Source organism: Streptomyces sp. NPDC055506 (genome assembly GCF_053643595.1).
This window is the reverse complement of the sequence record NZ_JBSHKH010000173.1, coordinates 1-14,388: the sequence shown is the minus strand read 5'-3', so window position 1 is coordinate 14,388 and position 14,388 is coordinate 1. Positions and strand designations below refer to the sequence as shown.

The 14,388-nt window shown below is 72.2% G+C and carries 13 protein-coding genes and 1 pseudogene; 13 read left to right on the top strand and 1 reads right to left on the bottom strand.

Translation table 11 applies throughout. The features are described 5' to 3' along the window. Nucleotides 1-84 precede the first annotated feature (84 nt). The 13 genes and pseudogenes from mpaP to ACWIF2_RS37095 all read left to right on the top strand — a co-directional run bounded on the left by mpaP (nt 85) and on the right by ACWIF2_RS37095 (nt 12,958). Entirely contained in the window at nt 85-1,725 is a 1,641-nt protein-coding gene (mpaP, locus tag ACWIF2_RS37155; protein ID WP_454365622.1) for a daptide biosynthesis intramembrane metalloprotease, read from the top strand. A 13-nt stretch (nt 1,726-1,738) separates the two neighbouring features. Then, nucleotides 1,739-4,249, top strand: coding sequence for a class III lanthionine synthetase LanKC (gene lanKC, locus ACWIF2_RS37150; RefSeq protein ID WP_454365620.1), 2,511 nt, complete (start codon nt 1,739-1,741; stop codon nt 4,247-4,249). Then, the gene (locus tag ACWIF2_RS37145) at nt 4,246-5,814 is read left to right on the top strand and encodes a YcaO-like family protein (protein ID WP_454365618.1); all 1,569 of its coding nucleotides are present in this window, start codon (nt 4,246-4,248) and stop codon (nt 5,812-5,814) included. Before lanKC ends, ACWIF2_RS37145 begins: the two co-directional genes overlap by 4 nt. 72 nt (nt 5,815-5,886) lie before the next feature. Continuing rightward, nucleotides 5,887-6,771, top strand: a complete 885-nt coding sequence (locus tag ACWIF2_RS37140; protein WP_454365616.1) for an ABC transporter ATP-binding protein — start codon at nt 5,887-5,889, stop codon at nt 6,769-6,771. Continuing rightward, nucleotides 6,768-8,030 carry an ABC transporter permease gene (locus tag ACWIF2_RS37135; protein WP_454365614.1) on the top strand — a complete coding sequence of 421 codons (1,263 nt, stop codon included), beginning with the start codon at nt 6,768-6,770 and terminating at the stop codon, nt 8,028-8,030. Before ACWIF2_RS37140 ends, ACWIF2_RS37135 begins: the two co-directional genes overlap by 4 nt. A gap of 78 nt (nt 8,031-8,108) precedes the next feature. After that, a complete protein-coding gene (locus ACWIF2_RS37130; RefSeq protein WP_391101891.1) occupies nt 8,109-8,288 on the top strand; it encodes a hypothetical protein in 180 nt (59 codons plus the stop codon). A 95-nt stretch (nt 8,289-8,383) separates the two neighbouring features. Continuing rightward, nucleotides 8,384-8,626, top strand: a complete 243-nt coding sequence (locus ACWIF2_RS37125) for a hypothetical protein (RefSeq protein WP_454365612.1) — start codon at nt 8,384-8,386, stop codon at nt 8,624-8,626. A 136-nt stretch (nt 8,627-8,762) separates the two neighbouring features. Next, a complete protein-coding gene (locus ACWIF2_RS37120) occupies nt 8,763-10,163 on the top strand; it encodes an NlpC/P60 family protein (RefSeq protein WP_454365610.1) in 1,401 nt (466 codons plus the stop codon). A 152-nt stretch (nt 10,164-10,315) separates the two neighbouring features. Then, nucleotides 10,316-10,432: pseudogene (locus tag ACWIF2_RS37115) on the top strand (transcriptional regulator); the annotation flags it as partial. Between the two features lie 82 nt (nt 10,433-10,514). Further along, the gene (locus ACWIF2_RS37110) at nt 10,515-10,736 is read left to right on the top strand and encodes a DUF397 domain-containing protein (RefSeq protein WP_454365608.1); all 222 of its coding nucleotides are present in this window, start codon (nt 10,515-10,517) and stop codon (nt 10,734-10,736) included. Between the two features lie 249 nt (nt 10,737-10,985). Continuing rightward, nucleotides 10,986-11,828 (top strand): hypothetical protein, encoded by an 843-nt coding sequence (locus ACWIF2_RS37105; protein ID WP_454365606.1) that lies wholly within the window; start codon nt 10,986-10,988, stop codon nt 11,826-11,828. Nucleotides 11,829-11,922: 94 nt separating this feature from the next. Next, complete coding sequence (locus tag ACWIF2_RS37100; RefSeq protein ID WP_454365604.1) at nt 11,923-12,579, top strand: DUF433 domain-containing protein; 657 nt, start codon at nt 11,923-11,925, stop codon at nt 12,577-12,579. Then, nucleotides 12,569-12,958 (top strand): PIN-like domain-containing protein, encoded by a 390-nt coding sequence (locus ACWIF2_RS37095; protein WP_454365602.1) that lies wholly within the window; start codon nt 12,569-12,571, stop codon nt 12,956-12,958. Before ACWIF2_RS37100 ends, ACWIF2_RS37095 begins: the two co-directional genes overlap by 11 nt. 48 nt (nt 12,959-13,006) lie before the next feature. Here ACWIF2_RS37095 and ACWIF2_RS37090 read toward each other — a convergent pair whose 3' ends face one another. Beyond that, nucleotides 13,007-14,200: a pyridoxal phosphate-dependent aminotransferase gene (locus tag ACWIF2_RS37090; RefSeq protein ID WP_454365600.1), complete on the bottom strand. Its 1,194-nt coding sequence runs from the start codon at nt 14,198-14,200 to the stop codon at nt 13,007-13,009. Nucleotides 14,201-14,388: the final 188 nt, after the last annotated feature.

The window sequence follows — 14,388 nt, the reverse complement described above, 5'->3', positions numbered from 1 at the left end:
GGTCTGGCCGGCCCGGCCGGCCGGACCACCGCAAGGGTGCACCGCGCTCTCCCACTGCCCGCAGCCGTCCCGATAGGAAACCCCATGAGCGCTGTCACGAGTCCACCGCCGCCCACCGTCCCGGCCCATGCGCGGCGCCCCCGCCTCGCCCCGAGCGCCGAGGTCCACTCGCCGCCCGACGGCCAGGGCGACTGGGTCCTCCAGCACGGCGCCCGCTACGTACGGATCAACGAAAAGGTCGCGGATCTCGTCCAGGAGCTGGACGGGGAGCGCGACCACGAGGCCCTCGCCGCCCGGCTGGGCGGTGCCTGGAGCACCGAGCGGGTGGGCAGCGCGATCTCGCGGCTCGACTCCCTGAAGCTGCTCGATGACGGCGAGACCCCGGCACCCGCCGTCGCCCCCCGCTTCCAGATCGTCCCGCCGATGACGCTCCAGCTCACGCTGCTGCGGCCGGGACGCACGATGCAGGCCCTGGGCCCGTTGTTCGCCCGTGTCTTCTCCCGGGGCGCGGTGGCGGCCGGGATGCTCTGTGTCCTGCTCGGTGTCGTCGCCCTCGCCGCCCAGCGGGACGCGGTCGCGGTGACGCTGAACAGCCCCCTGTCCGCGGGCTCGTTCGCCGGAGTGCTCTTCGCTCTGCTGCTCGGCGTGTCCATCCACGAGCTGGGCCACGCCGCCGTACTCATCCGCTACGGGGGCCGCCCCTCCCGCATCGGCGTCATGCTCTTCTACCTGATGCCGGCGTTCTTCTGCGACGTCTCGGACGCCTGGCGCCTCCCGGCCCGCCGGCAGCGGGTCCACACGGCCCTCGCCGGGCCCGCCGTCCAGACGTCCCTGGCCGCCGCCTCGGCCCTCGCGGCCTGGCCCCTCGCGGACGGCACCCTCAAGACCTGCCTGCTCTTCTTCGCGGTCACCAGCTACGGAACGGCCCTGCTCAACCTGACGCCGTTCATCAAGCTCGACGGCTACATCGCCCTCATGAGCCATGTGGACGTCCCCTACCTCCGCGACCGCGCCATGGCCGACGCCCGCCGGACGCTCGCCCGGTTCCTGTTCGGCGGCACCTACCAGCGCGAACTGCCCACCCGCTGGACCATCGCGTACGGCCTTGCCTGCCTCGCCTTCCCCGTGTACTTCCTGAGCGCCGCCCTCCACACCTGGCTCGGCACCCTCCAGCGGGTCGGCTGGGTGGGACTCCTGCTGGCTGCCTCCGGACTCTCGTACCTCGGGTGGATACTGATCCGCGGCGCCCTCCGGCTCTCCGCCGAGGTGAAGGCCGCCGGCGTCCGCCCGGTCCGGGTCGGGGCCGTCTGCACCCTGCTGGCCGCTCTCGCGTGCGCCGCGCTGTTCCTGCCGGCCCGTCAGACGGCGGCCGCGGCCTACGTCACCGACGCAGCCGGCACCCGCCTCGTCCTGCCGGAGGGCTCCGCGGCCGACCGGATACGCCCCGGGCAGCGCGTGACGCTGCGGACGAATGGCCTGGTGCTGAACGACACCGTCGCCACCGCCCGGGTGGGATCCGCCCGGTCCGGCCAGACCGAGGTCCCGGTCTCCACCTACTTCCCCGTCGACCTGGGAGGTGCCGTGGTCATGGACTCGACCGCCTACCCGCTGGACCTCGACGGCATCCCCGCGCCCGCCACCGGCACCGCTGAGGTCGAGCTCGGCAGCGTGCCCCTGTGGAAGTCCCTCCACCGCACCTACGTGCTTCCGTTCCTGCCCTTCTGACCCTGGAGACACCGTGCTCGACACCCGGTTCATCAATTTCTGCCGCGCGGACTCGCTCTTCTACGACGCGCCCGCCACCGAGTCCGTCGGCGCGGACTTCCACGAGGGCCGGAACCTGCCCCAGGGCTGGACGGCCACCCGGGGGCGGGAGTGGACGGTTTGCTCCCCACCCGACTCCAGCGTCCCCGACCAGGGGTGGAAGATCCATGTCGCGGCGTCCCCCGACAACGCGGCCGGACTCCTCGACACCGTCGCACCGTACTGCGTCGAGCACGGGCTGATGTACAAGTACATATCCGACCCGGAGACGCTCGCCCGCCGGGGCAGCAAGTACGGAGACCGCAGCGCCAGCGGCAAGTTCATCACCATCTACCCCGTTGACGAGACGGAGCTGAAGCAGGCTCTGGACGACCTGGAGCAGCTCGTCGGAGGCACCCGCGCTCCCTCGATCCTGAGCGATCTGCGCTGGCGGGAGGGTCCGCTCCACGTGCGGTACGGCGGCTTCGTACTGAAGACCACCCGCCTCAAGGACGGGACCCTCACCCCCGCGATCACCACCCCGGACGGCGAACTCGTCCCCGATGAGCGGCGCCCCGGGTTCCACACCCCCTCCTGGGTCACGATCCCCTCCTTCCTGCGGGAGGCACTCGCCGAACGGCGCGCCCGCACCCTGAGCGACTTCCCCTTCCGCGTCTACAAGGCCCTGCACTTCTCCAACGGCGGCGGTGTCTACCGCGCCGTCGACAAGCGCGACGGAAGCGAGGTCCTGCTCAAGGAAGCCCGCCCGTTCGCCGGCCTCGACGCGGCCGGGGACGACGCCGTCGCCCGCCTCGACCGCGAGCAGTGGGCGCTGTCCCAGCTCGCCGGACTCGCGTCCGTCCCCGCCCTGAGGGACGTACGCAAGGGGAACGAACACCACTTCCTGGCCCGCGACTTCGTCGACGGCACTCCGCTCACGGAACTCGTGCGCCTTCGCCACCCCTACGGCACCACCGGCAACACGCCGCAGGCCCGGGCGGAGTACGCGGAGTGGGCGCTGCACATCATCGACCAGGTCGCCGAGGCCGTGGCCGCCATGCACGAACGCGGTGTCGTCTTCGGCGACCTGCACCCGGGCAACATCCTCGTGTGCCCCGACGACACCGTCGCCTTCATCGACATGGAGACCGCCACCCCCGCCGAGGAGATGCGCGGGCAGGCCATGGGTTCCCTCGGCTTCCGGGCCCCCGACCACCTCCGGGGCCCCGCCGTCGATCTGTTCGCGCTCGACGTGCTCCGGCTGACCATGTTCGTCCCCATGCCGCACGTCGTGCCGTGGGGCACCGAGAAGATCCGCACCCTGATCGACGCGGCGGTCCGTGACTTTCCCCTCCCCGAGTCCTTCGCCCGGCAGATCGAGCGCGGCCTCGGCGACGATGTCCTGGGCGCGCGGACGGAGTTCGGCGTGCGCTGGCCCGCCGCCGGGGAGGAGACCGGGAACCTGATCGCGAACATCGCCGCTTCCGTCGTCGAGGCGGCCACGCCCGAGCGGACCGACCGCCTCTACCCCGGCGACGTCTCGCAGTTCATCGTCGCCGACGGGGGCGTGACCTTCGCGTACGGGGCGGCCGGCGTGCTCTGGGCCCTTCACCGGGCCGGTGCCGAGGTGCCCGCCGAGCACGTCGAGTGGCTGCTCGGCCAGGCCGGGCAGGTCACCGGCGACGGCCCCGGCTTCTTCACCGGCCTCGCCGGCATCGCGTACACCCTGGACGAGCTCGGCCACGGTGACGCCGCCGACGCGGTCATGGACCGTGCCTTCGCAGGTTGCGACGCCAACGTGTCGACGACCCTGGCGACCGGCCTCTCGGGCCTCGGACTGACGGCACTGCACCTGGCCGCCCGGCGGGGGGACGACCAGGGTCTGCGCCAGGCGCTTCAGCTCGCCGACCGGCTGCCCGACGCCCCGGCGCCCCAGCGCATCGGACTGCTGCACGGCCGCTGCGGCAGCGCACTGCTCCTGCTGCGCCTGTACGAACACACCGGCCACACCGGCCTGCTGGAGCGGGCCGTGGCCGAACTCCACGCGGAACTGGAGCTCATCGAGCGCACCGACTTCGACGACCGCTTCCTCAGCCCCGGGCTCGAGGGTTCCGCCGGCATCGTGCTCGTCCTGCGGGCCGCGCTCCGGCACACCCCCGACGACGAGCGGCTGCGCACCGCGGTGAACCGGCTCGCGGGCCTGCGGCGGGGCGGCTTCGCCACGTCGTGCGGCCTGCTGCACGGACGTGCGGGCGAGATCCTCGCCCTCGAGGACGGCGGCAGCAGGTCCGAGCGGGACGTCCTGGGCTTCCACTTCGAAGCCCTCGGCTGGGAGGCCATCGCCGCCGAACCCGGTCGCGTCGACTTCCTCGGCAACTACGGCTACCGCCTCTCCACGGACCTGGGCACCGGCTCGGCGGGCGTCCTCCTGGCCCTCGCCGCCCTGCGGGACGGTGCCCCGGCCCTGCCCTTCCTCGCACCCGCGGTCGTCGAGGTGCGACGGTGATCGACATCCCGACCACCCTCGCCCCCGCGTCGGGCATCGCCCTGCGCTACGCGGTGACGCCCCCGCACGACGACGATCCGCTGTGGAGCAGCGCGGTCGAACTCCAGCGGGTGGAGGGGTTCACGGGCACGGTGGGCTCCGCGGGTTACGCGACCTTGGCCGGGGCTTCGGGTTCGGTGGGTTCTGCGGGTTACGCGGCCTTGGCCGGGGCTTCGGGTTCGGTGGGTTCTGCGGGTTCTGGGGCCTCGGCTGAGGTCTCGGGCTCCACGGGCTCCACGGGCTCCACGGGCTCCACGGGCTCCACGGGCTCGGCCGGGGCCCCGGGCCCGGCGGGGCCGGTCGGCTCCGCCGCCACCGCAACCGCGGCCACAGCCGCACCCGCCACCGCAGCCGGGGCCGCCACCGCGGCCGCAACCGCCAGCGCCCCCGTCGGCCCGGGTGCCGTCCTCCTGGATGTCCCGCTGTCCGCCCGGTTCGCCGGGGCCAGTGGCACCTCCCGTGTCGACGCCCTGCTGCGGGGGGCGGGTGAGGCCGTCGAGCGTCGCGCCCTGCACCCCTCGGTCGCCCACCCCGCCCGCTCGGGCACCGCGGCCGGCCTGGACGGGACGACGCTGTACGCGCACCACCCGGACCACGCCCTGTCCCACCCGGACGCCGAGGCGGCCGTCCTGTCCTGGTACGAGGCCCGCGACATGGACTCGGACGCCCCCGTCCTGGTCCCCGCGGACCTCGTCGACTGGCCCGCCGGCCGGGCCGACCTGTTCGACCCGAGCCCGTCCGGTGCGGCGGCCGGCGCGAGCCACGAGACCGCTCTCGCCGCCGCGATGACCGAGGTGACGGAGCGGGACGCCCTCACCGTCGCCTGGGGCCGGCAGCTGCGCCTGCCGACGTACGTCCCCTCGCCCGCCGACACCGGGCTCCGGGCGGTGTGGGAGCGGGCACGCGCGGCGGGGCTCACCCCCGTCCTCGCCCGCATCCCCACCGCCGTACCGGGTCTCTGGTGCATGACCGCCTGCCTGATCGACCCGGAGGGCCCCGGCGCCCTGGCCACCGTCGGCATGAAGGCGTCGACCCGGCCGGCCGAAGCCGCCGCCAAGGCGTTCCAGGAGGCGTGGCAGGTACGGGCCGCGCTGCGGGCGCTGAGCGCGCAGGGCGAGACCGGACACCCCGGCCCGATCGTGACGGAGCACGACCGGCTCAGCCACATGCTGACCGGCCCCGCCTACCGGGCCGTGCGCGACTGGGTCGCTGGTTTCCAGGAGCCGAGCACGCTTCCGGTCGCCCCGCCCGCGCGGGACCTGGGGGCGGAGGAGATCCGGCGGGCCCTGACCGCCGACGGCGCGGGCCTCCTCGCCGTCGACCTCACCCCGCGCCTTCCGCAGGCCGTCACCGCCATGGGCTGGCACGTCGTCAAGGTGCTGGCCCCCGGCTACCAGAACCTGCGGATGGACGAGACCCATGCGTGGAGCCTGCACCTGCCCCGGCTGGCTTCGGCGGCCGAACGGACCGGCTGCCCCGCCCGCCTGGACGACCCACGGGAAGCGGCCCCGCACCCCTTGCCCTGACCCGGCGGGTCAGCCGCCGCTCGTTCCCCCCACCCCGATCCACCGATCAACCGAGCTGAGAGAAGACACAGGATGCTGGAACTGGAAGAACTCGTACGAGACTTCGGCGATCACCGTGCCGTCGACCAGGTGTCCTTCCGGGTGTCCGCAGGCCGGTTGACCGGGTTCGTCGGCGGGAACGGCGCGGGCAAGACCACCACCATGCGCATGATCATGGGCGTACTGGCCACGAACGGCGGCGAGATCCGCTGGGACGGTGCCCCCGTGACGGCCGCCGACCGCAGGGACTTCGGCTACATGCCGGAGGAGCGGGGCCTCTACCCCAAGCAGACCGTCCTCGGCCAGCTCGTCTATCTGGCCCGGCTCCGTGGCCAGGGCAACGCCGAGGCCCGCCGTCACACCCTCGAACTGCTCGAACGCCTCGGGCTCGCCGAGAAGAGCCAGTCCCGGCTGGAGTCCCTGTCCCTGGGGAACCAGCAGCGCGTGCAGATCGCGGCAGCCCTGCTCGGCTCCCCCAAGCTGCTCGTCCTCGACGAGCCCTTCTCCGGACTCGACCCGCACGCCGTCGACACGATGGCCGAGCTGCTGCGCGAGTACGCCGCCGCCGGCATCCCGGTGCTGTTCTCCTCCCACCAGCTCGACCTGGTCGAGCGGCTCTGCGACGACCTGGTGATCATGGCCTCCGGCCATGTCGTCGGCAAGGGCACCGCGGACGAACTCCGTCACCGCGAACGGCCCCGGTACCACCTGGTCACCGGCGCTCCCGCCGGCTGGGCCCGCGCCGTACCCGGCGTGACCGACGTCGAGGAACTCCCCGACGGAGCCCGCGTCGAGCTGGCCGCCGACGCCGATCCCGGCGCGCTCCTGACCCAGGCTCTGAGCCGGGGAGCCGTGCACGCCTTCACCCCCCTCGTTCCCAGCATCGCCGACGTCTACCGGGAGATGACCTCCGCATGAGCACCGTGACCTCGAACCCCGGACACCGGTCCGAGACGTCGCCCGGCCCGAAGGGCACGCCCACGGCTTCCGGTACGCCGTCCCGCGCGGCCACGCCGGCCTCCTGGCGGATCGTCGCCGCCCGTGAGATCTCGGTGAAGCTCACCAACCGCGGCTTCCTCGTGTCGACGCTGGTCACGCTCGCCCTGATCGTGGGCGCGCTCGGACTCCAGCTCTACCTGGCCGACTCGATGGGGAAGATCACCGTCGCGGTGGCCGACCAGCAGGCCGGCCGGATCGTCGGCCAGGCCGAGCAACTGGCCGTCCGGGCGGACCAGGACGTCGAGATCACCGTCCGTCAGAAGCCGTCCGCCGATCAGGTGCGCGAGACCGTACGGTCCGGTGAGGCCGAGGCCGGGCTGCTGTTCGAGGGCGGTCGCTGGGTCCTGCTCGGCGACACCGGGCAGAACGACATCGCCGCCACCTGGATCGGCGCCGCGGTGCAGACGAGCGCCCTCGACCGGAACGCGCAGGCCGCGGGCACCAGTCTGGGGGCCCTCAGCGAGGGGGCGGAGGTCAAGCACGTCCTGCTCTCGGCGGACAAGACGCCCGAGGGCGCGGTCCGGATGACGACGTACTTCTTCGGCTTCCTCTTCTATCTGGCCGCGGTCCTGCTCGGTGCCGCGCTGGCGACCAGCGTCGTGGAGGAGAAGCAGAACCGCATCGTCGAGCTCATCGCCAGCTCCGTGCCGCTGCGGTCCCTGCTCGTCGGCAAGATCGTCGGCTCCACACTCCTGGCGCTCGCCCAGATGGCGCTCTTCTGCCTGGTCGGCGTCGGCGGCCTGATGGCCACGGGCGAGCAGGAGTTCCTCTCCGACATCAGCGCCGGCCTGGGCTGGTTCCTCGTCTTCTACGTCGTGGGCATCGCGGTCCTGGCCTGTCTGTTCGCCGCGGCGGGCGCGCTCGCCACCCGGAGCGAGGACATCCAGTCCACCACGACTCCGGTGAACGCGATCACCGCGCTCGTGTTCATCCTCGGTGTCACCGTGTCCGGCGGTGTGCGGGAGATCCTCTCGTTCGTCCCGCTGACCTCGACCGTCACCATGCCGGCGCGCGTCCTGGCGGGAGAGACGGCCTGGTGGGAGCCGGCCGCCGCACTCGTCCTGTCCATCGCCGCCGCCGTGTTCATCGTCGGGGTGAGCGGCCGCGTGTACCGCAGGGCGCTCCTCCAGACCGACCGAAAGCTCTCGTTCCGCCAGGCCATGAAGCTGACGGACTGACCTTCCCGCACCAGCGAAACCGCCGGTCACACACGCCGGCACAGCCAGAAACCCAACCCCCCACCGGAAGGAAATCCCATGACCGCCTCCCGCTCCACCACCACCCTCGCCGCCCTGCTGGCCGTCCTCGCCGGCGCCGAGGTGGCGGTGTTCGCCAGCGACACCGCCGACGGCGTCCGCTACGGCGTCGGCGCCGCTCTCGCCGTCGCGATCCTGGTGGTGGTGGCCCGGCTCGCCAAGAGCGGCTCCTCCGACTGACGGACCTTCGACCGTGTCCGGGGCCGGCCGGCCCTGCCGAGCAGGCCGGCCCCGGTCATCACCGCCCTCTCGCCCCTTCTTCCGCGGAGCTGTCCATGAACTCCCCCCATCAGGTGTCGATCACCGGTCCGTCCGGGGCGCCGCCAGAGACGGCAGCGATCCGTTTCGTATCCCTGCTCCCGGCCGGATGGCGTGCCGAGGTCGGCGAGTTCCAGGAGAATCTCGCCCGCCTTCACCTCACGGCCCCGCCCGGAACCACCCCGTCCGAGGTCACCCGGACCGCCACCGACATCCTGTCCCGGCCCGGCCTCATGGGCTGGCGCCTGGCCGACCGGTGACACCGGGGCCGGTCCACCCTCAGGGCTCGATCTTCACGGAAGGTTCACAAGTTTGCTAAGTTGACCGCTGCGTGCACGACTTCAACCGATCGGCAGATGGTCTCGTGCGCTTGCGGACGGAAGGAGCGCCCTCTCCATGGCGTCGGAACGAACCTTTGGTGAGAGCGAGGGCCCGAGCCCTGACGAGGTCCGGCGGTGGGTCAACAAGCTTTACGACCGGGCCGAGAGCGACACGGGCAGATACAACGCGACCCGCGCCGCTTCGATCCCGCGCCAGCGGGGCGTGTCCGCCGGCGGCCAGTCCCAGGGCGACATGGACCCCGCGGCCGGATCCTTCGCCCGGAAGTGGTTTAGCGCCGCCCGTACCAAGGTGGGCCCGACTCTCCCGGCGACGCTGCCGGCCGACAGGTTGCCTGCCCGTCCCGACCGCGCACTCGAGTCCGCGCGACCCGCACGCCCGGCGGAACGTCCCGCGGAACCCCTCGCCCTCGAAGCACCCAAGGCGCCCACCGGTGCCGCCCTGGAGCTGACCGCCGGAACGGCTCAGGCACCGGCCACCGGATCCCTCCCGGAGATCCCCGCCCAGCGTGTCGCACCGGCTCTGCCGGGCGAGTCCCGGTCGGGCGGGAGCGCCCGGCTTGACGCTGCACTGCCGGTTCTCGGCGGCGGCGATGCGGCGGCGTGGCCGCTGTACGAGCCCGCGCCAGCGCCTGCCCCGGAGCCCAGCCCACTGTCCGACCCGTTGTCCGACCCGTTGTCCGGCCCGCTGCCCGGCTTGCAGTCCACCGTGGCGCTGCCCACTGTCCCGGACACCGCCGCGGGCGCTCTCCAGGCGGACCTTCCGACCAGCGTGATGGAGCCGTACGGTGCCGGAACGGCGACCGGCGCGACCACGATGTATCCCACGGCTCTGCCGGCCGACCCCACCGCCGCCTACTACGCCCCCGCTCCCGCGGCCGACCTGACCACCGCGACCTATGGCGCCGGCCTGCCGGACGTCGCAGCGTCCGCCCTGGTGGCGACTCCTGCTCCGGTGGCCTCCGCTCCGGTGGCTTCCGCTCCGGCGGCTCCTGCTCCGGTGGTGCCCATCGAGCCGCCCGCCACCGCGCCCGCCCCCTCCATCGCATTCACACCTGGCGCCAGCGGAGGATCATGGCCGTCGCAGGACGCCGGCCACAGCACCAAGGCCGAGCGGGTGCTCGCCTTCGCCCGGGCGCAGACCGGCAGGCCCTGCGTATGGGGTGCGGTCGGGCCGGGATCGTACGACGCCCCCGGTCTCACCCAGGCCGCGTGGAAGGCCGCCGGCGTCACGCTTCCCCGGACCGCGCAAGCCCAGTGGGAAGCGGGAACGCAGGTCTCACTCGCAGACGCCCAGGCCGGGGACCTGGTCTTCTTCCACGACGACCTCGGTCACGTCGGCATCTGGAGCGGCGACGGCATGATGATCCACGCCCCGGGTCCCGGAGCGCTCATCCGCGAGGAGTCGGTGTTCTTCGCCGGCCAGTCGGCGATCAAGGGCGCGGTCCGCCCGGCCTGACGTCAGGCTTCTTCAAGACACAGCTCCGCCCACACCGTCTTGCCCACCGGGCGGCGGTGCGCCGACCCCCAATTGGAGCGACTGCTCAGGACAGGACGGAACCTCACATCACCGTGCAGGTACTGCCGTTCGACCAGGGCGAGCACGATGTCATGGGGGGTTCGCTCACGGTGCTCACCATGCCGGACGGCTCGGAGGTCGCCTACACGGAAGGCGCGCACTACGGCCAACTCATCGAGGAACCGGACGAAGTCAGGAGTTTCGCGCTGACTTACGATCGGCTGAGGGCGGCAGCTCTGCCGCCGCTCATGTCGCTCGACATGATCCGGTCCGTGATGGAGGGCAACCACCGTGGAGCGAAGGTCCCGTCCCGATCTGAACGGCGCCGCCTGGCGCAAGAGCAGCTACAGCAATCAGGAGGGCGGCAACTGCGTGGAGGTGGCCGACGGATTCCAGGAGGCCGTCGTCCCGGTCCGTGACAGCAAGGTCCCGCAGGGTCCGGCGCTGTGCTTTGCGTCAGCCTCCTGGACCGCCTTCATAGGCGAGTTGAAGGCCGGTCGCGACCGTTCCTGAGCTAGCTCCTTCACTCACCGGGCCCTTGTTCGCGAGGGTCCGGCGGGCCGCTGACCTCCTGAAAGAACTACCCGCCCACCCACCCTCCCGGCGCCAGAGCGCGGCCGTCACCCGTGCGAGTGACCGGCTTGCAGCGGTGGGTAACGGGCCGTTACGTTCGCCGCGACAACCTCACACAGACGACGGCCCCCGGCCGGGACTGCAATCCCGATCGAGGGCCTGACCGATCAGGAAGCAGCAACCTTCCCGATGGCTGACTCGCAGTCTAACGCGCGCCTGCGCGCCGACGCCGGAGTACCGACCTCCGGCGTGATCCACGTACGCACCCGGCTGACGGCCGACTTCACCGTGATCTCCAATGCCCTCGCCCAGCGACGCGGCAGCGCGGTCACGATCGGCGTCGCGGCGTACATCTCCTCCCTGCCGGACGGCTCACCCGTGAGCATCGCCGCCCTGTGCGAGCACTTCAGCGAGGGCGAGATCCTGATCTCGCGGGCGCTCAGGGAACTCGAATCCGCCGGGTACCTGGAGCGCCGCCGCGAACGGACGCCCACCGGGCAGGTCCGTACCCGGACCTACTTCTACGACGTACCCGGCGGTGCCCCCGCCGACGGACCGCTCGAGCCGCCGAAGCGCCCCCGGCCCCGGCCGACGTCCCAAGAGACCCCGCCCCGCCAGGAGGCGGCTCCCGCACTCGCCGACGCCGACCCCGAGGCCGTCGCCGTGCTGACGGCCCTGCGCCGGATCGACCCCCGCCTCGTCCTCTCCGCGCAGGAGGCCGCCCGCCTGGCTCCGGCCGTCGCCGAGTGGCTCGCGGCCGGTGTCGGGCCACGGGAGATCACCGAACTGCTGACCACACGGCTCCCCGACCGTTTCCGCGCCCGACCGGCAAGCGTCCTCGCCTTCCGCCTCCGCGAAACGCCCCTGCCCGCGCCGCCCCCGCTCCCGCGGCCCTCCATCGCCGAGCGCCCGGCTGTCCTTCCCTTCCAGACCTGCGACGGCTGCGAGCGCGCCTTCCGCGCCCCGGAGCCCGGACACTGCCGGAGCTGCCGCGACCGCCTTGGCGAGGAGTACCTGCGTGCGGCCGTCTGAGCTGGTGGGCGGGTGTGCTGTTCGGCCCGGGGTGGCAGGCTTGGTGTGCGACGATGCCAAAGTCGGCACCGGTCGTGGCAGGAGGAGGTGGGGCATGGTCGACAGGTTCAGGGACGGACTTCTGACTCCCACCGAGACAGCCTCTTACCTGGAGATCCCGCAGTCGACGCTGCATTCCTGGCTGAAGGGAAGGGCTGCCGGGGCGCCTCTGGTCCATCAGGTCGAGCCGCTGCGCAAGGGGCAGCCCTCGGTGCCGTTCATCGCGGTGGCCGAGGCTCATGTACTCCGTTCCCTGCGTTCCCTGGGGCTCCGGATGAGTGAGATCAGGGAAGCCGCGGCCGCAGTGCGGGACGCCTTCGCCACCCCTTACGGTCTCGTGTCGAAGCGGATCGCGACGGACGGTGTGGACATCTTCGTCGAGCACGGTCTCGGCGATCTGCGCAGAGCCCGAGACGGTCAGGTGCCTATCCACGAGGTGGTGTCCGACTACCTCCGCTATCTGAACTGGGAAGCCGACGACGACTTCCCCTCCAGCCTGCGGCTCAGGCAGTACCCGGACTCCGTACCCGTCGTGATCGACCCCAGGTTCGGGCACGGGTCGCCCGTCGTGGCCGCCAATCGTGTCGCGGTCAAGGCCATCACCGACCTCTGGGAGGCCGGGGAGAGCGTCGAGGACATCGCGTACGACTTCGACATGACACCCGAGCAGGTCGACGAGCTGTGCCGGGCAGTGGTACGCCTTGCTGCCTGAGTTCTTCCTCGACCGCAATCTCGGACGGCGTGTCGCGGAAGGGCTGAGGGCGTGCGGCTGGACCGTTCACCGCATTGGTGACGTTTTCCCCGACGACGGACAGGACGTCGCCGATGAGGAGTGGATCGCGCACGGTCTCGACCAGTCATGGGTGCCGCTCTCGAAGGACGGAAGGATCAAGAGCCGGGATCTGGAGATCCGACCGGTCCTGGAGCGTGAGGCAGTCCTCTTCTACGTCGACAACCAGCAGTTGCGCAGTGTCGAGATGGTCGAACGGCTCGACGCGCACCGCGAGGCGATTCACCGGGCGGTGGCCAAGGGCGGACCCGCCGCCTACGCCGTACGACGGGACCGAATCGAGCGCACCTGGCCGCCCTGACTGGCCCGGCGCACGGCCCGGACCGCGAGGCGCCTCCGACCGGTCCGTCTAGAACGCCGCCCCGAGCCGCTTCGCCGCCTCCTCCAGCACGCCCGTCCGCTTGCAGAACGCGAACCGCACGAACGGGGCGCCCTCCTCGCGGTGGTCGTAGAAGACCCCGTTCGGGATGGCGACGACACCGGCCCGTTCCGGCAGGGCGCGGCAGAAGTCGAAGCCGTCCGACTGGCCGAGGGGGCGGATGTCGGTGGTGATGAAGTAGGTCCCCGACGGGCGGAACACCCGGAACCCGGCCTCTTCCAGGCCCGCCGCCAGCAGGTTCCGCTTGAGCAGCATGTCGTCCCGGAAGGCCGTGAAGTACGACTCGGGCAGCGCCAGCGCCTCGGCGACCGCGTACTGGAACGGGCCCGCCGAGACGTACGTCAGGTACTGCTTCGCCGAGCGCACCGCCGTGACCAGCTCCGGGGCCGCCGTCACCCAGCCGACCTTCCAGCCGGTGAACGAGTACGTCTTGCCGGCCGAACCGATCGTCACCGTGCGCTCGCGCATCCCCGGGAACGTCGCCAGCGGCACGTGCTCGGCGTCGTCGAAGACCAGGTGCTCGTACACCTCGTCCGTCACCACCAGCAGATCGCGCTCCACCGCCAGCTCGGCGATCGCGGCCAGCTCCTCACGGGTGAGGACCGTGCCGGTCGGGTTGTGCGGGGTGTTGATCAGCAGCAGCCGGGTGCGGTCGGTGACGGCGTCGCGCAGCTCGTCGAGGTCGAGGCGGAACCGGCCCTCGTCCTCATGCGCCCGCAGGGTGACCGGCACCCGGCGCCCGCCCGCCATCGCGATGCACGCCGCGTACGAGTCGTAGTACGGCTCGAAGGCGATCACTTCGTCACCGGGCTCCACCAGGGCCAGCAGCGAGGCCGCGATGGCCTCCGTGGCCCCGGCGGTGACCAGGACCTCCGTGTCGGGGTCGTGGGACAGGCCGTAGCGCCGCAGCTGGTGGGCGGCGACCGCGGTACGCAGCTCGGGGACGCCGGGCCCCGGCGGGTACTGATTGCCGCGGCCGTCCCGCAGCGCCCGCACGGCGGCCTCCCTGACCTCCTCGGGGCCGTCGGTGTCGGGGAAGCCCTGCCCGAGGTTGATGGCACCGGTGCTCAGGGCCAGGGCGGACATCTCGGCGAAGATCGTCGTCCCGAACTCGGCGAGCCGGCGATTGAGGAGGGGACGCGCACTGGAGGTCATGCGGGCCATCCTCCGCCGAAGCTCTGGAGTTCCTCAACCCAGGAGTACGGCTGCGTAGAGTACCCGCGGTCATCGAATGGAGAAGACGTTGGACGCGGTCGAGTTCCCTCTCAGTGCTCGGGTGCGCGGGGCCCGGCGATGGCTCGTGGCCACGAGCGTGGCGGGTGCCGTACTCGTGGGAGCCGCCGTGGCCTCGG

What these genes read in the sequence shown, in the direction of transcription:
- ACWIF2_RS37090 (WP_454365600.1), bottom strand. Translation starts at nt 14,200, where the DNA reads ATGGCCCGCATGACCTCCAGTGCGCGTCCCCTCCTCAATCGCCGGCTC.
- ACWIF2_RS37130 (WP_391101891.1), top strand. Translation starts at nt 8,109, where the DNA reads ATGACCGCCTCCCGCTCCACCACCACCCTCGCCGCCCTGCTGGCCGTC.
- ACWIF2_RS37135 (WP_454365614.1), top strand. Translation starts at nt 6,768, where the DNA reads ATGAGCACCGTGACCTCGAACCCCGGACACCGGTCCGAGACGTCGCCC.
- ACWIF2_RS37105 (WP_454365606.1), top strand. Translation starts at nt 10,986, where the DNA reads ATGGCTGACTCGCAGTCTAACGCGCGCCTGCGCGCCGACGCCGGAGTA.
- mpaP (WP_454365622.1), top strand. Translation starts at nt 85, where the DNA reads ATGAGCGCTGTCACGAGTCCACCGCCGCCCACCGTCCCGGCCCATGCG.
- ACWIF2_RS37120 (WP_454365610.1), top strand. Translation starts at nt 8,763, where the DNA reads ATGGCGTCGGAACGAACCTTTGGTGAGAGCGAGGGCCCGAGCCCTGAC.
- ACWIF2_RS37100 (WP_454365604.1), top strand. Translation starts at nt 11,923, where the DNA reads ATGGTCGACAGGTTCAGGGACGGACTTCTGACTCCCACCGAGACAGCC.
- ACWIF2_RS37125 (WP_454365612.1), top strand. Translation starts at nt 8,384, where the DNA reads ATGAACTCCCCCCATCAGGTGTCGATCACCGGTCCGTCCGGGGCGCCG.
- ACWIF2_RS37140 (WP_454365616.1), top strand. Translation starts at nt 5,887, where the DNA reads ATGCTGGAACTGGAAGAACTCGTACGAGACTTCGGCGATCACCGTGCC.